Origin of the sequence: Aliiroseovarius crassostreae (assembly GCF_049803815.1) — a bacterium.
Classification (GTDB): Bacteria; Pseudomonadota; Alphaproteobacteria; order Rhodobacterales; family Rhodobacteraceae; genus Aliiroseovarius; species Aliiroseovarius crassostreae_A.
In genome coordinates, this window is the sequence record NZ_JBNAGI010000002.1 from 95321 (window position 1) to 117320 (window position 22000).

22 protein-coding genes are annotated in these 22000 nt (G+C 60.3%); 5 read left to right on the forward strand and 17 right to left on the reverse strand.

The genetic code is table 11. From position 1 onward, the window contains the following. Positions 1 to 3: 3 nt before the first annotated feature. The 7 genes from ACP15V_RS06230 to ACP15V_RS06260 all read right to left on the reverse strand — a co-directional run bounded on the left by ACP15V_RS06230 (position 4) and on the right by ACP15V_RS06260 (position 5423). Positions 4 to 1683, reverse strand: coding sequence for a MerR family transcriptional regulator (locus ACP15V_RS06230; RefSeq protein WP_424942820.1), 1680 nt, complete (start codon positions 1681 to 1683; stop codon positions 4 to 6). A gap of 83 nt (positions 1684 to 1766) precedes the next feature. After that, positions 1767 to 2069, reverse strand: a complete 303-nt coding sequence (gene ihfA / locus ACP15V_RS06235) for an integration host factor subunit alpha (protein WP_424942821.1) — start codon at positions 2067 to 2069, stop codon at positions 1767 to 1769. A 137-nt stretch (positions 2070 to 2206) separates the two neighbouring features. Beyond that, entirely contained in the window at positions 2207 to 3181 is a 975-nt protein-coding gene (locus tag ACP15V_RS06240) for a beta-ketoacyl-ACP synthase III (RefSeq protein WP_424942822.1), read from the reverse strand. Next, positions 3178 to 4260 (reverse strand): phosphate acyltransferase PlsX, encoded by a 1083-nt coding sequence (gene plsX, locus ACP15V_RS06245; protein WP_424942823.1) that lies wholly within the window; start codon positions 4258 to 4260, stop codon positions 3178 to 3180. The genes ACP15V_RS06240 and plsX overlap by 4 nt, the downstream gene beginning before the upstream one ends. Before the next feature lie 90 nt (positions 4261 to 4350). Beyond that, positions 4351 to 4560: a 50S ribosomal protein L32 gene (gene rpmF / locus ACP15V_RS06250; RefSeq protein WP_424942824.1), complete on the reverse strand. Its 210-nt coding sequence runs from the start codon at positions 4558 to 4560 to the stop codon at positions 4351 to 4353. A gap of 4 nt (positions 4561 to 4564) precedes the next feature. Next, positions 4565 to 4687: a hypothetical protein gene (locus ACP15V_RS06255; protein WP_424942825.1), complete on the reverse strand. Its 123-nt coding sequence runs from the start codon at positions 4685 to 4687 to the stop codon at positions 4565 to 4567. A gap of 148 nt (positions 4688 to 4835) precedes the next feature. After that, positions 4836 to 5423 carry a YceD family protein gene (locus ACP15V_RS06260; protein WP_424942826.1) on the reverse strand — a complete coding sequence of 196 codons (588 nt, stop codon included), beginning with the start codon at positions 5421 to 5423 and terminating at the stop codon, positions 4836 to 4838. 90 nt (positions 5424 to 5513) lie between these two features. On the opposite strand from ACP15V_RS06260, the gene ACP15V_RS06265 reads away from it, so the two are divergent. Further along, a complete protein-coding gene (locus tag ACP15V_RS06265) occupies positions 5514 to 5963 on the forward strand; it encodes an outer membrane protein assembly factor BamE (protein WP_424942827.1) in 450 nt (149 codons plus the stop codon). A 106-nt stretch (positions 5964 to 6069) separates the two neighbouring features. Here ACP15V_RS06265 and msrB read toward each other — a convergent pair whose 3' ends face one another. Further along, positions 6070 to 6468, reverse strand: a complete 399-nt coding sequence (gene msrB, locus ACP15V_RS06270; RefSeq protein WP_424942828.1) for a peptide-methionine (R)-S-oxide reductase MsrB — start codon at positions 6466 to 6468, stop codon at positions 6070 to 6072. A gap of 151 nt (positions 6469 to 6619) precedes the next feature. On the opposite strand from msrB, the gene ACP15V_RS06275 reads away from it, so the two are divergent. Beyond that, positions 6620 to 7354: a GNAT family N-acetyltransferase gene (locus ACP15V_RS06275; RefSeq protein WP_424942829.1), complete on the forward strand. Its 735-nt coding sequence runs from the start codon at positions 6620 to 6622 to the stop codon at positions 7352 to 7354. 197 nt (positions 7355 to 7551) lie between these two features. Beyond that, a complete protein-coding gene (locus ACP15V_RS06280; RefSeq protein ID WP_424942830.1) occupies positions 7552 to 9375 on the forward strand; it encodes an ABC-F family ATP-binding cassette domain-containing protein in 1824 nt (607 codons plus the stop codon). 153 nt (positions 9376 to 9528) lie between these two features. Here ACP15V_RS06280 and ACP15V_RS06285 read toward each other — a convergent pair whose 3' ends face one another. From ACP15V_RS06285 to ACP15V_RS06325, 9 genes are all read right to left on the reverse strand, one after another. Then, positions 9529 to 11067: a trimethylamine methyltransferase family protein gene (locus tag ACP15V_RS06285; RefSeq protein ID WP_424942831.1), complete on the reverse strand. Its 1539-nt coding sequence runs from the start codon at positions 11065 to 11067 to the stop codon at positions 9529 to 9531. 321 nt (positions 11068 to 11388) lie between these two features. Continuing rightward, positions 11389 to 12030: a PAQR family membrane homeostasis protein TrhA gene (gene trhA, locus ACP15V_RS06290; protein ID WP_424942832.1), complete on the reverse strand. Its 642-nt coding sequence runs from the start codon at positions 12028 to 12030 to the stop codon at positions 11389 to 11391. Positions 12031 to 12393: 363 nt separating this feature from the next. Further along, complete coding sequence (locus tag ACP15V_RS06295) at positions 12394 to 13791, reverse strand: pyridoxal phosphate-dependent decarboxylase family protein (RefSeq protein ID WP_424942833.1); 1398 nt, start codon at positions 13789 to 13791, stop codon at positions 12394 to 12396. A 126-nt stretch (positions 13792 to 13917) separates the two neighbouring features. Continuing rightward, entirely contained in the window at positions 13918 to 14664 is a 747-nt protein-coding gene (gene tpiA, locus ACP15V_RS06300; protein WP_424942834.1) for a triose-phosphate isomerase, read from the reverse strand. 66 nt (positions 14665 to 14730) lie between these two features. Then, complete coding sequence (locus ACP15V_RS06305) at positions 14731 to 15408, reverse strand: hypothetical protein (RefSeq protein WP_424942835.1); 678 nt, start codon at positions 15406 to 15408, stop codon at positions 14731 to 14733. Between the two features lie 75 nt (positions 15409 to 15483). After that, entirely contained in the window at positions 15484 to 15879 is a 396-nt protein-coding gene (locus tag ACP15V_RS06310) for a HesB/IscA family protein (protein ID WP_424942836.1), read from the reverse strand. A 64-nt stretch (positions 15880 to 15943) separates the two neighbouring features. Continuing rightward, the gene (locus ACP15V_RS06315; RefSeq protein WP_424942837.1) at positions 15944 to 16654 is read right to left on the reverse strand and encodes a DUF3307 domain-containing protein; all 711 of its coding nucleotides are present in this window, start codon (positions 16652 to 16654) and stop codon (positions 15944 to 15946) included. Then, positions 16644 to 17291, reverse strand: coding sequence for a MarR family transcriptional regulator (locus ACP15V_RS06320; protein ID WP_424942838.1), 648 nt, complete (start codon positions 17289 to 17291; stop codon positions 16644 to 16646). The genes ACP15V_RS06315 and ACP15V_RS06320 overlap by 11 nt, the downstream gene beginning before the upstream one ends. Positions 17292 to 17488: 197 nt before the next feature. Beyond that, the gene (locus ACP15V_RS06325; RefSeq protein WP_424943385.1) at positions 17489 to 17848 is read right to left on the reverse strand and encodes an SUF system Fe-S cluster assembly protein; all 360 of its coding nucleotides are present in this window, start codon (positions 17846 to 17848) and stop codon (positions 17489 to 17491) included. A 175-nt stretch (positions 17849 to 18023) separates the two neighbouring features. On the opposite strand from ACP15V_RS06325, the gene tgt reads away from it, so the two are divergent. Both tgt and lon read left to right on the forward strand, forming a co-directional pair. Next, positions 18024 to 19163: a tRNA guanosine(34) transglycosylase Tgt gene (gene tgt / locus ACP15V_RS06330; protein WP_424942839.1), complete on the forward strand. Its 1140-nt coding sequence runs from the start codon at positions 18024 to 18026 to the stop codon at positions 19161 to 19163. A 280-nt stretch (positions 19164 to 19443) separates the two neighbouring features. Continuing rightward, a complete protein-coding gene (gene lon / locus ACP15V_RS06335) occupies positions 19444 to 21849 on the forward strand; it encodes an endopeptidase La (protein WP_424942840.1) in 2406 nt (801 codons plus the stop codon). Positions 21850 to 22000: the final 151 nt, after the last annotated feature.

The window sequence follows — 22000 nt, forward strand, 5'->3', positions numbered from 1 at the left end:
TGCTCAGCCGCGACCAGAGCGGTTCATTTGAACCGATAGCGCCTCCAGCCGATCTGCAAAGGCCTGCAAAACGGGCAGATGAGCGTCGGTTCCGGTTTTGCGCGCTGTGCGAAGAGCGGTGGTCAACGGGGGCGCAGACAATGGGGCGCCGTCCTCTGCCGGGTCCGCCGGAATATGGGAAATATCAGCAGGTTGCGGGGCAGGGGCGGTGGGTTCGCCATCTGGCACGCTGGCATCCTCTGCCGCCGCAGGTTCGATCTCCTCTGCCTGATCCTTTGCCAGCGCGGAGAGATTTTCTTCCTGCGGTGAGGTCGATGCAGGTTGCCCGATGGGCGGGACGTCCTGTGCTGGGGGGATATCCCCGGAAACAGCAAGGTTTTCTTCGGGGGGGGCAACCTCTTCAGTGGGGTGGGGCAGATCCGGCGCAAGAGGGGTATCTGCGGCGGAGAGAGGGGGCAGTCCATCCCCCATCTCATCGCCCATATCACCGTCTGTTCCGGCCCCTGTTTCGATATCCGACGCGGTGTCTGTGGAAGGCATCTCCGGGGAAGAAGGGATGGCCGGGGCCGCTGTCAGGTCATCTGCCTCAACGCCGCTTGCGTCCGCGCTGCCCGCCGTGCTGTCACTTTCCCCTTGGGCGGGTTCACCGGGCGTGTCGGGGGCGGCGGGGACCGTATCGGCAAAGGAAAACAGGTCCATCCCGGCCTCTGCCGGGGGAGCATCGGCCTCTGCGTCTGGCAGCGGCTCTGCCTGTGCGGGGTCTGCGTGCGAGGTGTCTGCCAGCGAAGTGTCTGCTTGCGAGGTATCTGCCTGCGGGGGGGCCGCGGCGAGGGGCGTGACCATTTCATCCTCTGCAGGTGAAAGATCTTCACCGCTCAGCACCACCTCATCCGGGGTCACATCCGGGAGATCAGGCGCTGCGGGTTCCTCAGCCTTATTTGCATCACTGACCGCAAGCGTTTCGGCGATGGTGGGGCCGTCATGGGGAATGGGCTCCAGCGGATCCGGGGCCGCAGTGGATGGCGAAACATCCCCCTCGGCGATCTCAGGAAGGGGGGCGGGCTGGGTGTCTTCAACGCCCTCAGCCGGGGCAGGGTCCATATCGATGATTTCAGCCGGGGGCGTGTCTTCGGCAATGTCATCGCCACTGGGAAAGGCCATCGGGGCCTCGGGAACAGCGGTCTGCGCGTCCTCGGCAGGGGGCGGGCTGTCCTGGGCTGTGTCTGCTGACTGGGCGGCGGTGGAGGGCAGCTCTGGTTCCGGCTCTGGTTCCGGCTCTGCAACCGGAGCAATGTCTTCCGGGGGGGCTGTGGTCAGGTCTGCTTGCGGTTCCTGCGTGCCGCCGAAGCTGACCACATTCGATGTGGCCTGATCTGCGGGGGCAGGTGTCGGGGATTGGTCCGAATCGATGGGGGGGGACAGGGCGGCAATATGTTTCACGCCGTGCTCGCGCAGCAGTTTCTGAACGCCACGAATGGTCATCCCATCTTCATGCAAGAGCTTGCGGATGCCGCCCAGAAGCGCCATGTCGGACGGGCGATAGTACCGCCGACCACCGGCGCGTTTGACCGGCTTGACCTGCGTGAACCGGCTTTCCCAAAAGCGCAGCACATGGGTGGGCACGCCAAGCCACTCGGCCACCTCGCTGATGGTGCGGAAGGCGTCAGGCGACTTTTTGTCCATGGTATTTTACCCGGATTTACAGTGACAGAAATTGGAACAGGGGCCGAAAGAACCTTTGGCAGCCCCTTGGAAACGCAGTGAAATCAGCCTTTGTTGCCGACGGTCACGCGGTCTTTCATCAGGTGCGATGGCCGGAAGGTCAGCACCCGGCGCGGGCTGATCGGCACTTCTTCCCCGGTCTTGGGGTTGCGACCGACGCGGGCGGCCTTGTCGCGCACGGAGAAGGTGCCAAACGACGAGATCTTGACGCTTTCGCCCGATACCAGCGCGTCGGACATGTGCCCCAGAACGCTTTCGACCAGTTGCGCGCTTTCGTTGCGCGACAGGCCCACCTCGCGGAACACCGCCTCGCTCAGATCCATACGCGTCAAAGTCTTTTCACTCATCGATTGTCCCCCTGAAATGTTGTTACCGGAGAGAATGAGTGCTTTGCCCGTGCCTGTCAATAAGCACGTCCAAAATCAAGGGCTTGTGGCGGGAAATGCACCTCACGGGATCGGGTCGTGCGGTTGTGCGCCAAAGGTTACCAGCGCAAAACCACGGCCCCCCAGGCCAATCCGCCGCCAATGGCTTCGGTCACCACAAGCTGCCCATCCTTGATCTTGCCCGATGTGCGCCCTTCATAAAGCGCCAGTGGGATCGAGGCGGCAGAGGTGTTGCCGTGGTCTTGCAGGGTGACAATCACGCGTTCCATCGGCACGCCCATTTTCTTGGCGGTGCCCTGGATGATGCGGATATTGGCCTGATGCGGCACAATCCAATCCACGTCATTGTCGGACAGGCCAACCTTTTCCAGCGCGGTTTCGGCGGTTTCGGTCAGCTTGCCAACGGCCTGACGGAACAGGGGATTGCCCTGCATCCGCAGGTGGCCCGATTTTTGTGTGGTGGATACGCCGCCATCGACATACAGCATCTCGCGCATCCGACCGTCGGAATTGAGGTCCGCCGACAGGATGCCGTGATCTTCAACCGTGCCGGTGCCTTCGGCGGCTTCCAGCACCAGCGCACCCGCACCGTCGCCAAACAGCACGCAGGTCGACCGGTCGGTCATATCAAGGATGCGCGAAAAAGTTTCCGCGCCAATCACCAGCACCCGTTTGGCCTGGCCCGACAGGATCAGCGCATTGGCATTGGTCAGCGCAAAGACAAAGCCCGCACAGACCGCCTGCACGTCAAAGCCAAAGCCGCGGGTCATGCCCAACTCGTTCTGGACCATGGTGGCGACAGACGGAAAGGTCAGGTCCGGGGTGGAGGTGGCCAGCACAATCGCGTCGATGTCATCTGCGACCAACCCGGCATCCGACAGGGCTTCGCGGGCGGCATGGGCGGCCATTTGCGAGGTGGTCTCGCCCTCTGCCGCAAACCGACGCCGTTCAATACCAGACCGCGCCCGGATCCATTCATCCGAGGTGTCGACAATGCTTTCGAAATACGAGTTTTCCACCACGCGTTCGGGCAGGTAATGCCCGACGCCTTTCACCACGGCGCGAATTGTCATTCTTGCTGCTCACTTTGCTTTGACGCCCCATCTTGACGTGGGGTCCCGGCGGATGCAACCCGCGCGGCCAGTTTCTGGTTGAAGCCCGACTGCGACAGGGTGAAGGCCAGTTTCACGGCAGAAGAAATGGCCAGCGGGTCAGCCCCACCGTGGCTTTTCACCACGGTGCCGTTCAGCCCCAGAAACACGCCGCCATTGGCGCGGCGCGGGTCCATACGCACTTTCAGCCGACCCAAAGACGCTTTGGCGATAAAGGCGGTCAGCTTGGCGATCAGCGTTTCGGTAAAGCTTTGGCGGATGAAACCGGCCATCAGATCGGCGGTGCCCTCGGCGGTTTTCAGCGCAACATTGCCGGTGAACCCGTCTGTCACAATCACGTCAACGCGGTCTGACGGGATATCCACCCCTTCGACGAAGCCAACAAATTCGATATTGGCGTTGTCGGCGGCGTCTGAAATCAGCTCATGCGCGGATTTCAGGACCGGGTGCCCCTTGTGTTCCTCGGTGCCCACATTCAAAAGGCCGATACGCGGGCGGGTGATGCCCAGGCCATTGCGCGCGTAAGACGCCCCCATCATTGCATATTGCAGAAGATCGGTGTCATCAGCGCGAATATCCGCGCCCACATCCAACATGATGTTGAACCCGCCCGGATTGCGCGACGGCCACAGGCAGGCAATGGCCGGGCGGTTCACGCCGGGCAGCTTGCGCAGGCGGACCATGGACAGAAGCATCAGCGCGCCGGTGTTGCCACAGCTGACGGCCACATCTGCTTCGCCCGCCTTGACCGCGTCAATGGTGGACCACATCGAGGTGTTCTGGCCATTGCGCATCACAAAAGAGGGTTTGGCATCCATCGTGACCACTTCGTCAGTGTGACGGATTTCCACCCGGCCGTCGAGAATCGGCTTGGCGGCGATCAGGTTTTTCAGCTTGGGTTCGTCGCCATGCAGAATGAAACCGATATCCGGGTTCTTGTCTGCAGACAGCGCAAGACCGGCAACCACGGCTGCCGGTCCACGGTCGCCGCCCATGGCGTCGACCGAAATAATGATGCGTTTCGGGGCTATCGTTGTCATTTTTTGTCCCTTGGGCCTGGGGGCCATGCTCGGTGGCCTCCCTGCTTTTGGTGACTTTCCTGACATGCTCGCCCCGTCAGGGCAAGAGCCTTACGCAGCGTCTTCGTCGTCGAAGTCGACTTCGTCAGCCATGGCCACCACTTCACGGTCGTCATAGTGACCGCAAGAGGGGCACACGTGGTGCGGGCGCTTCAGTTCACCGCAATTGGTGCATTCGTTCGGGTTTGCAGCAACCAGAGCGTCGTGGGCGCGGCGATTGTTGCGGCGCGATTTCGAAACTTTGTTCTGTTGGACAGCCATCGTCTCAACCTTCGTTCGGGGGCGATTTGCCCGGTGTATCTCGGGGCGAGATATCGCCCATGTTCATGTTCAGTTTCCTGAGTCTCGGCGCGTCATACGCGATCTCGCGGGCGCTGTCCAACTCCATTGCAGGAAGAAGCCGGGAAAATACGGATTTTCTGATCGCTTGCAAGAGGGGATTGCCGGAAATTCGGGCCTGTACGCCTGAAAACAGGGGAAAGCGGCAAAGATGGGCTATAGATGGCCTGGCTTTGCCTTTTTGGCGGAGACAGGGATCAGCTGTCCGACTCGTCCGACTCGCCCTCTTTTCCTTTCGCAAGCTTGCTGCGCAAATCCGCAAGGCCCGCGAAGGGGCGGGCGGCTTCGTCCGTCATCGGGGTGACCCCCGGTTCGGCGAAATTCTGTGCAGGCAACGCAGCATCTTCGGCGCGTGGATATAATGGCAGGGCAAGGGCAAGCGCTTCGACAAGCACGTCGCCAAGGTCGATCACGTCTCCTAGCTTTTCCTGCGTCACATCTTCGGGCATTTCGACCTCATCCCCTTCAGGGGCAACCACAAGGCCCGCGATCCACTGTCGGGTCACGTCTTCTTCGATGCGGGTGGTGACCGGGGCCAGGGTCACAACGCAATCCTGGGTGACGGTTGCGCCCAGATGGCCGGTCAGCTTCCAATCCCGCTTGCCCATCGGCGACAAACTGCCGGTAAAGCGGACCTTGCGCAGGGCGGGCAGGTCGATATCGGCGGCAATAGCGGCGCATTGATCCGGCGTCAGCACCAGTTCAAACGCGGTGGTTTCGTTCGCCGTCAGGTCGGCCACGCGCAGGATGTGGCTGAAGGGCTTTGCGTCTTCTGTCTGTGTCATGTGGTATGTTTCTTGAACGTTGAGCGATCCTGAGGTAAGCCGATACGCGAGACAGGTGGTAGAAAGCAAGATGCCATATTAGGGGGGCTTATGTCGAAACTGATGCGCTTGGGGCTGGCTTTTGTGCTGGCGGGCATGATTGCGGCCTGTTCTGCGACCTACCGAAATCACGGGTACATGCCCACGGATGCTGATATTGCATTGCTTGAGGTCGGTGCGGATACGCGCGCCAGCGTGGGCGAAAAGATTGGGCAACCGGGCACGGCCGGATTGTTGACCGACAGCGGTTGGTATTACGTGCAAAGCCGGTTCAAGCATCTGACTTATAACGCCCCGGAAGAAATTGATCGGCAGGTGCTGGCGATCAGCTTTGATTCGCAGGGGCGTGTGGCGAATATTGAACGCTTCGGCTTGGAAAATGGCCGTGTTGTGGCGCTGGAGCGTCGGGTCACCGAGAACAACATTCGCGGCGTGGGCTTCCTGCGTCAGCTGTTTGGCTCGCTGGGGCGGATCGATCTGTCCGACGCGCTTGGGGGGTAGGGGCCCTCTGATCTGCATGACTTGAAAGAAAACCCCCGGTGTCGCGGACATCGGGGGTTTTTCATTCTCACCAAGATACGGATTGCCTGATGCTGAGGCGTGCCTGTCAGCCCTCTTTGGGTTCAAACCTCAGGCAAACCCCGTTGATGCAGTAGCGCAGACCATTGGGGCCGGGGCCATCGGGGAAGACGTGACCCAGATGGGCGCCGCAATCGTCGCAATGCACCTCGGTGCGGGTCATGCCGAAACTGTGGTCGACCTCTTCGCCGACCGGGGCATCGGCGCGCGGGGCGGAAAAGGCAGGCCAGCCGCAATGGCTCTCGAATTTCTCTTCCTTGTCAAACAGCGCCGCCCCGCAGCAGACACAGCGAAAGGTGCCGTCGCCCTCGGGAAAGCCGGGATGGGAAAAGGCGCGTTCGGTGGCGGCCTTGCGGGTGACCTGAAAGGTCAGCTCGTCGCCCAGCTCTTGACGCCATTCATCGTCGGTCTTGGTCACTTTGGCCATATTGCCCCCTTTTGTGGTTCAATTGGTGCGCGCGCGGGCATTTCCCCCGTGCCTTTCCGTCAAACCCGTGTCACAGTTTTGATCCAAGAGTATGATGACGCGATCCATATTTAGGTGGCGCCGCCAATCGCGCCAAGGGGGAAGACCGCCAATGCCGAAATCGTGTGAAACCCGTTATCGGGCACGATTTGCCAAAAATGACGCGGATGTCCTGGCCGCGCAGCGGTTGCGGTATCGCTGTTTTCGCGGCGGCGAAGGGCGCGACATTGATGCGTTGGACGAGGCATGTCGCCACGTGTTGATCGAAGATCAGCGCAGCGGCGCGCTGGTGGCCTGTTTCCGTTTCCTGCCGCTGTCAGGCGGGGCCGAGATCGCCCGCAGCTACTCCGCGCAGTTTTACGAATTGGGGGCGCTCAGCCGATTTGACGCGCCGATGGTAGAACTGGGCCGGTTTTGCATTGCGCCCGAGGTGGAGGGTGGCGCGGATATCCTGCGCCTGGCCTGGGGCGCGTTGACGCGCTATGTGGATCAACACCAGGTGGGCATGGTGTTTGGCTGTTCGTCTTTTCAGGGCACCGATGCAAAGGCGTATCAGGATACGTTTGACATGCTGCGCGATCGCCACCTTGCCCCGAAGCGCTGGTGGCCCAGGGTGAAGGCCCCGCGGGTGTTTCGCTTTGGGGACAGGCGCGGGGAGGGGGCGGATCGCAAGCGGGGGCTGCGCATGATGCCGCCGCTGCTGCGGACCTATCTGACCATGGGCGGCTGGGTCAGCGATCATGCGGTGGTGGATCACGACCTTGGCACGCTACATGTATTCACCGGGCTGGAAATCGCCGCTGTCCCGCCCGCGCGCGCGCGCCTGTTGCGTGCGGTTGCGGGGTGATCTGGCGGGGCCGGGGGCCCTCGGCTTTGCCTCGGGCCGCGCAACGGCGATGGCTCATCTGCGATGAGCCTGGAGGGGCGCTGCCCCTCGCGCGCTGCGCTCACCCCGGGATATTTATGACCAGAAAATAAGCGCAGACACAGGGTGGGGTGTGCTTTGGCGTTGACCTGCCTTGGTGCGCGTCCTAACTCAGCCCCATGGCACGTATACCTCTTTTGCAAATGTCCGGAATTTCGCTGACCTTCGGGGGCGATCCTGTTTTTGATGATCTTGATCTAGTGGTGCAGCCCCAGGACCGGGTGGCGTTGGTGGGGCGCAACGGGTCGGGGAAGTCGACCTTGATGAAGGTGATGGCGGGTATGGTGGAGCCTGATCGGGGCGACCGTGTGCTGTCGCCCGGGGTGTCGGTTGGGTATATGGAACAGCACCCGGATCTGTCGGCGTTCACCACGTTGGGGGATTTTGCGGTCAGCGGGTTGGAGCCGGGGCAGGATTACCTGGTGGAGCGGGTGGCCGAAGGGTTGAAGATGAACCTTGAGGCGCCGGTTGGCACGGCGTCGGGCGGGGAGCGTCGGCGCGCGGCGCTGGCCAAACTGCTGGCCGAAGCGCCTGACCTGATGCTGTTGGACGAACCCACCAACCACCTTGATATTCAGGCCATTCAATGGCTGGAGGACGAGCTGAAATCGACCCGCGCGGGTTATGTTCTGATCAGCCACGACCGCGCCTTTCTGCGCAACCTCACCCGGGCCACGCTTTGGGTGGATCGCGGACAGGTGCGCCGCCAGGAAAAGGGGTTTGAGCATTTCGAAGCCTGGCGCGACAAGGTCTGGGAGGAAGAAGATCAAAGCCGCCACAAGCTCAATCGCAAGATCAAATCCGAAGCCCGCTGGGCGGTGGAAGGCATTTCGGCACGGCGCAAGCGCAACCAGGGGCGGCTGCGTGAGTTGGCGAAGCTGAAGGAAGAGCGCGCGAGCCAGATCAAGCGCAAGGGCACCGCAGAAATGGTGCTGGAGGCCGGGCCAAAAACCGGCCGCAAGGTGATCGAGGCCAAGGGGATTGCCAAATCTTATGGCGATAAACTGATCCTGCGCTCGTTTGATCTGCGCGTCATGCGCGGGGAATGTGTGGCCTTTGTCGGCCCCAATGGCGCGGGCAAGACCACGCTTTTGAAGATGCTGATCGGGCAGGAACAACCGGATGAGGGCAGCGTCAGCCACGGCACAGGCATCGAAATGGCGGTGTTCGACCAGAACCGCTCGTCATTGGTCGAGGATGACAGCCTGTGGGAAAACCTGACCGGTGACCCGGAAATGCGCGTATCCGGCAAGGCCGATCAGGTTATGGTGCGCGGCAATCCCAAACATGTGGTGGGATATCTCAAGGAATTCCTGTTTGACGAGGCCCAAGCCCGCGCGCCGGTGCGCTCCCTGTCGGGCGGCGAAAAGGCGCGGCTGATCCTGGCCAAGATCATGGCGCGGCAATCCAACCTCTTGGTGCTCGACGAACCGACCAACGATCTTGACGTGGAAACGCTTGACCTGTTGCAGGACATTTTGGGCTCATATGACGGGACGGTGCTGCTGGTCAGCCACGACCGCGATTTCCTGGACCGCGTGGCGCACCGCACCATTGCGATGGAAGGAAACGGGCGCGCGACGATCTATCCCGGTGGCTGGTCGGATTATCAGGCGCAAAAGGGCGAGGATGCGCCTGAAACCTCTGCAAAGAAAAAAACCAAACCGGCTGAAAAACCGAAGACCGAAAAAACCGCCGAGCAACCGGCGGGCCTGTCCTTCACCGAGCAACATCGGTTGGAGGTCTTGCCTGACGAGATTGACCGGCTGATGGCCGAGATCGCCAAGCTCGAAGAGTTCCTGATGGATCCAAACCTCTTCACCGACGCGCCGATCAAGTTCAAGAAAGCCTCGGAAGGGCTAGCAGAACGGCAACAAAAACTCGCATCCGCCGAAGAGGAATGGATGGCGCTTGAAGAAAAGGCCGAGGCCGCAAAAGACTAACCTGCGGGCCCCTTTTTTTCTTGCCCAAAATACCTTGGGGTGAGCCTCGCAGAGGTGAGGGGCAAAGCCCCTGACCCGAGCGAAGCGAGGCTTTGCCCAAGCCAGTCGACCGACAGGTCGTAAAGGCGCGGGAGCCTGCCCCGCGCCAGAATTTCACTCGTTCAGATGGATGTTGAACTTGGCCCGAATCTCGGCATCCAACGCCGGATCCAGCGCGGCGAGCGATGGCTGTGCCAGGATCTCCTGCTTGCGGGCCGTCGCCTTGGCGATCAGGTCGGGTCTGTCATTCTCGGCCCACTCTTTGGGCGAGGTGCGATCCCCCAGCGTCGGATAGACGTAATCCGCCTGCATCCGGCCAAGGGTCTGCGGTGTGCCAAGGTAATGCCCCGGGCCGTCCAGACAGACAGATGCGATTTGATCCAGCGCCAATGTGTCGTCATTGACCTCGATCCCGCGCACCACCCGCTGCGCCTGCCCGATCAGGTCGTCGCCCAAGATCAGGCTTTCAAAGCAGAACCCCAGGAGAGACGCGTGCATCCCGGCGGCTTCATAGACCATGTTCACCCCGGCCAGACCGGCGGTCACGTTGGAACACATCTGCTCCCATCCGGCCTGCATATCGGGCAGCTTCGCGTCTGATGCCCCCGCAGCGGCGCCGCCGGGCAAGCCATAGAAATGGTGCATCTGCGCGCAGCCCGAGGTCAGCAGCGCCTGTTCGCCGGACCCCACCGACATCGCCCCTGTGCGCAGATCAAGGCCGAAGGGCCAGGTGCCCATGATCGCGGGGTGGCCCGGCTTTACCGCATTCACGTAGACCAGACCGGCCAGCGTTTCCGCCGTGGCCTGAACGATGGCGCCCGCGATGGTCGACGGCGCCGTGGCCCCCGCCATGCCCGCCGACAGCAAAAGCACCGGCATCCCCGCCTTGATCACCTCTTCCATCACTTCGCAGCTTTCGGTGGCAAACTTCATCGGCGGCACGACAAAGCAGTTGGAGTTTGACACGAAGGGGCGGTCGCGCCAGGCGTCTTCGCCCCCCGCGATCATATGCAGCATTTCGATCGCCGGTTTCACAAAACCCGGTTCGGTGAAGGACACGCCGATATGTTTGGTGGTGCCGGACACGCAGGCATAGATCGAATTGTAATCCATCTCGCAATTGTCGGGAATGTCGCGACACACCATCGGGCGTTGCAGAAAGTGGATATTGTCGAGCTGCTGGGCAATGCGCGCGGCGTCATGCAGATCCTGCACCGTGCTGTCGCGATAATTGCGGCCCTGGGCGTCGACCATGCTGACCGCCGCGCCCGCGGTGCCGTAATGCACGCGGTTGCCGCGCAGATCGAGATCCTGTTTCGGGTCGCGCCCATGCAAGGTGATCTGCTTGGCGGCCATCGCCAAGGCGTCTTCCACAACAGACCGAGGGAAACGCAGCCGCCCGTCATCGCCCAGAATGGCGCCTGCTTTGGTCATGTATTCCACGCCGCTGGGTGGCGCATCCGCCAGGCCGATGGTTTCCAGCGCCTCAAGCGCGGCATTGTGGATGCGCAGAATGTCGGCGTCGGACAGGGGGCGATAGGTGCCGCCCTCCATGCCCGGGCGTACCGGGCGGATATCTTCAGTGAGGGGCGCTGCGCGGAGCGCTTTGCGGGCAGCGCGGCCGCCGGAACGGCGGGCAGAAGGTGAACTCATGTTTTGGTCCATCATGTCAGTGAGGTTTGGAAAGGGTCCTTTGGGCACGGGGCCTCAGGATGCCACCGGGCGCCCCCGCGCGGCCCGGCCCCGTTCGGCGCCGATTGTCCTCACAACAATGGAAATGAGCCAGTTCAAGCTGTCCATCTCGTCCTCCCTGTTCCTATAGGAAACAGGTGAAGGACCGGGGTCTCGCTTGTTTGCGGCAAAATGTCATGTCGTAATCCGACCATGATCTGCCGGGAACCGGGTCTGTCGTACTGGGTCTGTCGTACTGGGTCTGTCGTACCGGGTCTGGCAGACCGGGGCCTGATACGCGTTTCAGTTTTGCAAGATCATGAACATTGCCACGTAATGCATGGCCGCCCCAACAAGCACGTGACCATGCCAGATCGCCCGGTTGAAGGGCAGGTGGTCGCGCAGATGAAACAGCGTGCCAAGGGTAAACAGCACCCCGCCACCAACCAGTAAAATCAGGATGCCCAGGCTGAACGAGGCAATCAAAGGCCCGATCGCCAGAACCGCAAGCCAACCCTGCATCAGCATCAGTTGAAAGGTGAACCGCTCAAAACGGCCAAAGTAGAACAGTTTCAGCGTGATCCCCACACCTGCAATGGTCCAGACCGCCAGCACCAGGGCCACGCCGTTTGTGCCGCCTATGCCAATCAGCGCCAGCGGCGTGTAGGTGCTGGCGATCATGAAAAAAATCGCCGCGTGGTCAAACCGGCGCAATACGGCGCGCGCTTCGCGGTGCAGGGTCATGTTATAGGCGGCGGACAACAGAAACGTCGCCAAAAGCCCCGCCGCATATATCGCCACCAGGGGCAGATGCCCCATCGGGCCGGAATGCGCCGCCCAGACAATCAGCGCGGTTGCCCCGGCAAAGGCGGCCAAAACCCCCAACCCATGTATGACGCCATCGGCGACATATTCGTGAAATGTGAATTCTTCTCCAAACTCCATATCGTTACCCCTTGCTCACATGCTGCTCGGTTTGGGGTGTTCGTTGGATCGAGAAAATAACTCGGCGACACGCCCACAACCATGATCTCATGTGGCGAAGTCACCTTATGTGTCCGAGAGCCGCATCTGCTGCGGTTCAGTGCTGCGAGGTCGATATCCTTCTGGATGTAACGTTCTGTGCAATGTCGGACATGAAGGCGGATCGCCTTGAGACCGGTCCTTACATGTTAGCGCAAAATTGCGGCATTTGGGTGCCCTATCGCGATAAACTCATCGTCAGCGAATGGGAAACAATGCCCGGCGCAGGTGTTTGGTCCGGTCCGTGAGGTCAGGATTTCATGAACATGTAAAGATTTCCTTGCCTTACAGGTCGTGCGAGAGGTCGGACAACACCTGTGGCACCATCATCACATCTTCGCGCAAACAATCGAACTGCCCGACCTGAACACGAATGACAAACATTCCGTCATGGTGTGTTTGGGTCAGATAGATCCGCCCGTCGCGATTCACCCGCTCCAGCAAGGCGGCGGTTTTGGCGTCGTCGTGGTAGCGTAAGGTGAACAGGGACAGGATCGGCGGGGTGGTGATGGTAAACCCGTCCAGCGCCGCAATCGCCTCGGCCGCCTCATGCGCCCAGGCCACGTGATTGCGGATGCGGGCGCGCAGGCCCGACAGGCCTTCGGCGCGCAACAGGAACCAGAGCTTCAGCGCCCGGAACCGGCGGCCCAGCGGCAGGGTCCATTCGTTGTAGTTGATGATTTCCTCCGCGCCCTGCGTGGTGAGATAGGCGGGGCGCAGCCCCATCGCGCCAATTTGCGGTGCCGGGTCGCGCAGAAACTGGACCGCGCAATCAAACTGAGCGCCCAGCCATTTATGCGGGTTGAAGACAATGCTGTCGGCCATTTCGATGCCGGCCCAGAGCGGGCGGAACTCTTCGCAAATCATCGCAGACCCGGCCCAGGCCGCGTCCACATGCACGGTGAGGCCATGGGACTGCGCGACTTTGATACAATCCCCCACCAGATCGCAGGCCCCGATCGAGGTGCCGCCGACGCACAGCACGACGCCCGCTGGTTTTCGCCCGGCATCCAGATCTGCCCGGATCAGAGCATCCAGCGCCGCCGGGTCCATCGACCAGGTGGCGTGGCCGGGGATGGTCGGGACCTTCACCAGATTGTCCTGCCCGATCCCACACAGGCGCACCGCCTTGTCGACGCTGGAATGGGTCTGGGCGCTGGCATAGATGCGCAGGGTGGGGCCGCCCGTCAGGCCCTTGGTCACGCCCTCGTGCCCCAGCGCCACTTCACGCATGGTGGTCACGGCGGAAAAGGTGGCGGTGGTGGCGCTGTCGTGAATGGTGCCGGTGAAATCGCCGGGCAGGCCCATGCCGTCGCGCAACCAACGGATCACCAGCTCTTCCATTTCGTTCGCGGCGGGGGCGGTCTGCCACAGCATCGCCTGACAGGCCATCGCGTTGGCCAGCTGTTCCGCCAGCATCGAGGCGGGGGCGGCATTGGCCGGGAAATAGGCAAAGAAACGGGGGTGCTGCCAATGGGTCATGGCGTCGGGCACCAGCCGGGTGAAATCGTCAAAGATGTCTTCGATCGGGTCGGGGGCTTCGGGCACCGGGCCGTCGATCCGGGCCAGGAAATCACCGGGGGCAATGTCTGGCCGCACCGGACGGTCGCGCAGCCCTGCGTGATAGTCGCGCGCCCATTGCGCGGCCTTGGCGGACCAGGTGACCAGATCGTCATGGTTCATGTCGGGGCTCCTCGGATTTGCGCTTAACGTGTTAAATAAGTGATCGCGGCCCCACAAGGTCTTTTGTACCTCACGCATGAAAAAGGGGGCCGAAGCCCCCCGAATCCTTTGCCGTGTCGCGCGGGATCACGCGCCTTCCAGCGCGGTGATGATGGCCGAGAAATCATCGGCCTTCAGGCTTGCGCCGCCCACCAGCGCGCCGTCGACATTGGACACGGCAAAGATCTCGGCCGCGTTGCCGGGTTTGACCGAGCCACCGTAAAGGATGCGGGCCGAGCGGCCCACGCCTTCGCCAAAGCGGCGTTCCAGGCGAGCGCGGATGAAATCATGTACTTCGCCAATCTGATCCAGCGTCGGCACCTTGCCCGTTCCAATCGCCCAGATGGGTTCATAAGCAATCACAAGGTTTTCACCCGTCACCTGATCGGGCACGGACCCGGCCAGCTGCCCGCCGATGATATCCAGCGTGTTGTTCGCCTCGCGCTCTTCCAGGCTTTCGCCCAGACAGATCACTACGTTCAGCCCGGCGTTCAGCGCGGCAATCGCCTTTTGCCGCACGTCGCCATCGCTCTCCTCGTGATCCTCGCGCCGCTCCGAATGGCCCAGGATCACATGGGTGGCACCCGCGTCTTTCAGCATCTCGGCGGAAATGTCCCCCGTGTGTGCGCCCGAGGTGTTTTCGTGGCAATCCTGCCCGCCAATGGCAATCTGGTCCCCGGCCTGAACCCGCGCGGTGGTGATCAGCGTGGCGGGGGGGCAGATCAGGATGTCGCAGCCGGGGGTCTTGTGCAGGTCAGACAGTTTCTCAAGCTCGTCCAAGTTCGCACTCAGCCCGTTCATCTTCCAATTGCCTGCTGCCAATTTGCGCCGCATCGCGGATCCTCCGAATTTGTTTGTCCTGTTTTCGGGGCTGGGGCAGGGGGCGTCAAGGGGGCAGAGTTAAACAGGCTTCATGTCAAAAGAGATTTTTGGAAAACGGTCACCAAACCGGCGTCGTGCGACCTCAGAAAACCTATTAACCGTTTGCTCGGCGAAGTTTATTTCGTCGTCTATCTGACCAATCAGTTCACCTATCAGGACGTTCAGTTGAGCGACACGAATATCCCAGTTTCCCTTGTGTTCCGCAGGGAAGCGATCCTCTGTAAGCCGCCCATCGAGCTTTCTTTGGAAACCGGGCAAGCTTTCCAGCCAGATTTCAAACTCCATCCTCAGACGTGAGTAATCATTGAGAACATGGTTTGTGTTTTGGGCTCTCGCTTCCAGCAATTGTACGCTGCCCAAAAGGTCACTCTCCTTTTCCATTGCAAGGAATGCAAACTCTTCGGCCTTGAGTTTTTCCGGTTCAGTGAACTGCCCTGCCGAGGGTCCAACAATAAGGCAAGCCTCGGTCGTTTGAAGTCCATCTTGTTGGGCTTCATGATAGAAACGATCAATGTGTTGTTTAATGTTTGCGAGGAGATTGGTCCACTGAGTGAGTTTGATAAACCCTGAAATGGCATGGCTTGCTTCAATTGCAAGGCGCTCTTCTGCGCGTTTCTTGCGGTCGGCGCGCTGACCTAGGTTTAGAACAATAAACGCAGTAACGGTGGAAATTCCCGCGCCCAAGAGGGTAGCCATTAGTCTTGGGTCTAAGCTCTCGTGCATTTAACTCTTCGCAATATTTAATCAAAATGGGAAAGGTACTTGGTAGGGTCAACTCAGCTTCGGCACCCCGTCCGGGAACGCCTCTGACAGTTCGTCAATGCTTTTGAACGTCACCGATTCACCGCAGCCGCAGGCCTCGTCCACATTGGGGTTGTTGAATTTGAAACCGCTTTCCAGAAGGCCGATTTCATAGTCGATCTCGGTGCCGAACAGGAACATCTGCGCGGTGGGGGCAATGAGGATGCGTGCGCCGTTATGTTCGACCACCTCGTCATGCGGGTCAGCCTGATCCACATAATCCATCGTGTATTCCATCCCCGCACAGCCGCCTTTTTTTAGGCCGATGCGCAGGCCGGTATGGCCCTCTTTCTCCATCAGTTTGGAGATCTGCTTGGCGGCCCGATCCGTCATGGTCAGGGCCTGTTTGCCGGGGATGCCGAACATGGGTGTGCTCCTATAGCGCTCAAACGGGTGAGCCTGACAAATTTAGGGTGTTAAGCAGAATGTCTCAAGGGGTGAGAAGCGCCAATGCCTCTTTTGTGAGGAACGCGACCCCCATCGCCCAGCCGAAAGAGGCCAATGTGCCGATGATCACGTATTCAGACGCGCGTTGCCCCTTGCGGGTGGTGTCAAAGCGCAAGACGGATTTCGCCGTGAGCAGAAAGCCGATGCCAATGGGGCTGTCAAACAAGATCAGGAAGAAGACAAAGGCGCGTTCAAGGACACCGATCATGCGGCCTGCGTTTTTGAGGCCCTGAATGGCAAAGCTTTGTGGAAAGCGCCCCATCAGGCCGCCCACAATTGGCCCCCCCATGAAGGTGGCGATCAGAAACCCCGCGATCAGGATGGCCGGCCCCGCCATATGGGGGGTGGCAAAGCCCCAGATCCCATGCACGAAGGACAGGGGCCACAAAAGCGCCACCCAGAAGATCGTGGCGAAATGCGCGATCTGGTCGGTGAGAAAGGCCCAAAGCCGCGCGGCCTGCCGGGCGGGCAGGGCGTAGGTCTTAAGCGCGTCGATGATCGCATGGGCCACGGTGATCACCAGCGCAGGCTGCCAATCGCCGCCAAGGCCAAACAGGCTTGCCGCCCCGACCACCGCGACATGCGAGGCAAACACATCCAGCCGCCGCTTTTCGCGCACCATCGCATTGGTCTGAAACACGAAATCCGCCAGAAGGTGGGCGACGAGAAGCGCCAGGAAGGTTTCAAGCATCATCGTGCCTTTCGGATAGGTCTGCTTCGATCAGGTCAAGGGCCGCACTTATCGCGGTATAGCCTGCAGATTTCAAAGATTGTGCCACAGCCTGACGTGAAATGCCGAGGTGTTCTGCGATGTCTTGCTGGGTTTTGCGTGTTGGGGCCAGCGCAAGCGCCATCGTGGCGGCCTGTGCCTGCGTCCATTCCCGCGAGATATGATCCGCCAGAAGCACGGCGGCAGAGAGAAGCCCGCCATCATCATGTTGCATCAGGGCGTTGCGGGGAAGTTTTTCGAGCAAGCGCCCGGATTGTGTGAAGGCCGGGCCATGACCATAGTTTGGGTCTTTCATCGCTTTGTCGGTAAGCGCCCCTTCGCCTGTCGCAATGGCGATACGGGTTTGGAAAGGCCCTTTCCCCATAAGCGTGGCGCGCAGGAACAATGCGGCGCGCAGGGCAAGGTCCGGGGTGTCCAGAATGGTTTGCCACCCGTCACCGCCGCGTCGGGCGAAGGCCGTTATGATGGGGCGCGACCCTGCGTGCCAATCCGAAAAGCAATTGGTAGCGCGGTCCAAAGCCTCCATTGCCAAATCCAGGTCTTTGGCTGGCAGGTCAGAGGAGGTCACGATATCTCCGGTGAGGACGGCAATCTGCGGCATATGCAAGCTATATTGCTTGCTTTTGGTGAATGCAAGTTATTTTGCTTGCTTTGTGGATTTGCAATGAAAAGCACTTGCTATCGCGCGGGTATGCAACCGATGGGTAAGCAACAAAGATGGGTAAGCAACAAAAGGGTGCCCAACAAAAAAGGCAGGCGCTGGGCCTGCCTTTCAAATCTCGGGTGTGGGTAAGGGGGTCACATAAAGCCCAGCTCCAGACGGGCCTCGTCCGACATCATCTCCATGCCCCAGGGTGGTTCCCATGTCAGGTCGACATTCACCTGTTTCACACCGGCCACCGGTTCAATCGCTTCAATGATCCAGCCCGGCATGTCGCCCGCAACAGGGCAGCCCGGCGCGGTGAGGGTCATGATGATGTCCACCTCGTTCTGGTCATTGATTTCAATCGTATAAATCAGGCCAAGGTCATAGATGTTCACCGGAATTTCCGGGTCATACACCGTGCGGCAGGCTTCGACCACCGCGTCATACAGCGTGTGGTCGGTCGAGGAAGGCTTGATCAGCGGTTCGCCTTCGATCTGGTTATGCGTTTCCATCGTCATCTGGAAGATCCCGTCTTATTCCTGAGCGATCATATAAGGATTGCGCGCCCGAAGGTCCAGAGGAGCAATGCCAAAGGGAGGCGGAAATGCACATGATGCAGATCAATCTTGCCATATGTGGCGGCATTTCCCTCTTGGCATTTTGCGTCATTTGCGACATTCGGGGGCCATGACACAGGATACGACCAAATTCAGCTATACCCTTAATGCCACCGATGGGCGCGCCCGCACCGGGGTGATCCATACACCGCGTGGCGACATTCGCACGCCGGCCTTCATGCCGGTGGGGACAGCCGCGACCGTGAAGGCGATGATGCCCGAAAGCGTGGCGGCCACGGGCGCCGATATCCTGCTGGGCAACACCTATCACCTGATGCTGCGCCCCACGGCGGAACGCATTCACGCGCTGGGCGGGTTGCACACATTCATGAATTGGTCAAAACCGATCCTGACCGACAGTGGCGGGTTCCAGGTGATGAGCCTGTCGGACCTGCGCAAGCTGACTGAGAAGGGCGTGACCTTCCGGTCGCATATTGATGGGTCCAAACACGAGCTGACCCCGGAACGCTCGATGGAAATTCAGCGCCTGCTGGGGTCCGACATTGTCATGTGTTTCGACGAATGCCCCGCGCTGCCGGCTGACCGCAAAAGCATTGCCGACAGCATGCGCCTGTCGATGCGCTGGGCGGAGCGGTCGAAAGACGCCTTTGGCGACAGGCCGGGCTATGCGCTCTTTGGCATTATGCAGGGCGGGTTGGAGAAAGATTTCCGCGAGGAATCGGCTGAGGCGCTGAAGAAGATCGGGTTTGACGGCTATGCCATTGGCGGACTGGCGGTGGGCGAGGGGCAAGAGGCGATGTTTGATTGCCTCGACTTTGCCCCCGGGTTTTTGCCCGAGGACAAGCCGCGCTACCTGATGGGGGTGGGCAAGCCGGATGACATCGTGGGTGCCGTGAAACGCGGCGTGGACATGATGGATTGCGTGCTGCCCTCGCGATCGGGGCGCACCGGTCAGGTCTGGACCCGGCATGGGGTCTTGAACATCAAGAACGCCCGCCACGCCGATGACCCGCGCCCGGTGGATGAAAACTGCACCTGTCCGGCCTGCCGCAACTATTCGCGTGCTTACCTGCACCACGTGTTTAGGTCGAACGAAATGATCTCGGGGATGCTGCTGACCTGGCACAACCTGCATTACTTTCAGGAGATTATGCAGGGGATGCGCGATGCGATCTCTGAGGGGCGGTTTGATGCGTGGGAGGCCGATTTCCACGCAAACCGCGCGCAGGGCGACATTGATCCGCTGTGAATGCCGCCTCACGCGTCGTTACATCCCGCATGGAAACCTACAATTGAAGCGGCATTTCCTGCGCCTTGGCCCCGACAGGCGCGAATGCCCCTTGCACCTCGGCCAACGCAGGGGCATGCTTTGTCCTAAGGCGTATCAGAGGAGGCAGCATGTGATGACACATGCGGACTGGCGCTTGAAACCGGGACACAGAATGCCCAACTGATACACGCGAACAGGAGGGGATCGCGGCTGCCGCCATTTTGGGGCCTGATCTCCTTGCCAAAGACAAGGACAATCCATGACCGAGCAACTGAACCAATCCTACCCGGTGCTGCCGCTGCGCGACATTGTCGTGTTCCCGCATATGATCGTGCCGCTTTTTGTCGGGCGCGAAAAATCGGTGCGCGCGCTGGAAGAGGTGATGGCGGATGACAAGCAGATCCTGCTGTCGAGCCAGATCGACCCTGCCGTGGACGAACCGGATGTTGACGGGATCTATTCCGTGGGCGTGCTGGCCAATGTGCTGCAGCTTTTGAAACTGCCCGATGGCACCGTGAAGGTGCTGGTCGAAGGCCAGGCCCGGGTGAAGATCACCGAATTCCTGGAAAACGAAAACTTCTTCGAAGCGTCGGCCACCCTGATCGAAGAGCGTGCCGGGGATCCCGAAGAGCTTGAGGCGCTGCTGCGCTCGGTCGGCGAAGATTTCGAACGCTACGCCAAGATCAAGAAAAACATCCCCGAAGAGGCGCTGGCCGCCGTGGCGGAAACCCGTGCGCCTGACAAGCTGGCCGATCTTGTGGCCGGTCACCTTGGGGTCGAGGTGGAACAAAAGCAGGAGCTTTTGGAAACCTTCACCGTGGCCGAGCGGCTTGAGAAAGTCATGGGTCTGATGCAGGGCGAAATGTCGGTCCTGCAGGTCGAGAAAAAGATCAAGACCCGCGTGAAATCGCAGATGGAGCGCACCCAGCGCGAATATTACCTGAATGAGCAGATGAAGGCCATTCAGAAGGAGCTGGGTGACGGCGACGAAGGTCAGAACGAACTGACCGAACTGGAAGAGAAAATCGCCGAAACCAAGCTTTCGAAAGAGGCGAAGGAAAAGGCCGAAGCCGAGCTGAAAAAGCTCAAGAACATGTCGCCCATGTCGGCCGAGGCCACCGTGGTGCGCAACTATCTTGACTGGATGCTGGGCCTGCCGTGGGGCAAGAAATCCCGCGTGAAGAAAGACCTGCTGAACGCCCAGAAGGTTTTGGACAAAGACCATTACGGGCTTGAGAAGGTCAAGGAACGCATTGTCGAATATCTCGCGGTGCAGCAGCGCTCGAAAAAGCTGAAAGGCCCGATCATGTGCCTTGTCGGCCCGCCGGGTGTGGGGAAAACCTCGCTTGGCAAATCGGTCGCCAAGGCCACGGGGCGCGAGTTCATTCGCATCTCGCTGGGCGGCGTGCGCGATGAATCTGAGATCCGCGGGCACCGCCGGACCTATATTGGCTCGATGCCCGGCAAAATCATCCAGGCGCTGAAAAAGGCGAAAACCACCAACCCGCTGATCTTGCTCGATGAAATTGACAAGATGGGGCAGGATTTCCGCGGTGATCCCGCCTCGGCGATGCTGGAGGTGCTGGACCCGGAACAGAACTCGACCTTTGTCGATCACTATCTTGAGGTCGAATATGACCTGTCGGATGTGATGTTCCTGACCACGGCGAACTCCTACAACATGCCGGGGCCGCTTCTGGACCGGATGGAGATCATTCCGCTGGCCGGATACACCGAGGAAGAAAAGCTGGAAATCGCACGCCAACACCTGGTGCCGCAGCAGATCAAGGATCACGGGCTGAAAGCGAAAGAGTTTTCGCTGACCGACAATGCCCTGACCGATGTGATCCGCTATTACACCCGTGAGGCGGGGGTGCGGAACCTGAAGCGCGAAATTGGCAAACTGGCCCGTAAAGCCGTGACCAAGATCGTGAAGAAAGAGGTCGAGGCCGTGGATGTGACCCCGGATGCGCTCTCGGATCTTCTGGGCGCGCGGCGCCATCGCTATGGTCTGGCTGAAAAAGAAGATCAGGTCGGTGTTGTCACCGGGCTGGCCTATACCTCGGTCGGTGGTGATCTTTTGTCGATCGAGGCCCTGCGCTTGCCGGGCAAGGGCCGGATGAAGACCACCGGGAAACTGGGCGACGTGATGAAAGAGTCGATTGACGCGGCCTCCAGCTATGTACGCTCCATCGCGCCGGAAATCGGGGTGAAACCGCCAAAGTTCGAGAAATGGGATATCCACGTGCACGTGCCCGATGGGGCGACGCCCAAGGATGGTCCGTCTGCCGGCTTGGCCATGGTCACCTCGATCGTATCGGTGCTGACCGGCATTCCGGTGCGCAAAGACATCGCCATGACTGGCGAGGTCAGCCTGCGGGGCAATGCGCTCGCCATTGGTGGCCTGAAGGAAAAACTGCTGGCCGCGTTGCGCGGTGGGATCAAGACCGTTCTCATCCCGGAAGAGAATGAAAAGGATCTGCCCGAACTGCCCGATAGCGTGAAGGACGGGCTGGAAATCATCCCTGTCTCTCATGTTTCGGAAGTGCTGAAGCTGGCCCTTGTGGGAACGCCGGAACCGGTGGAATGGGACGAGGCAGCCGAAGAAGCGGCGGCGGCGGCGCTTGCCAAGAAATCCGGCGAGGCTGCGCGGACGGCGCATTAACGCGGATGCCGTTTCGCAAGGCAGATCATCTGTGAAACCCAAAGATGGCGCTCCTGATTTGAGGGGCGCCATTTGCATTTGGCAGAGATGGTTTTGGCAAGGCTCTGGATTTGTTAACGGATTTGCGCTAACTTATTCCCAATCAGAAACA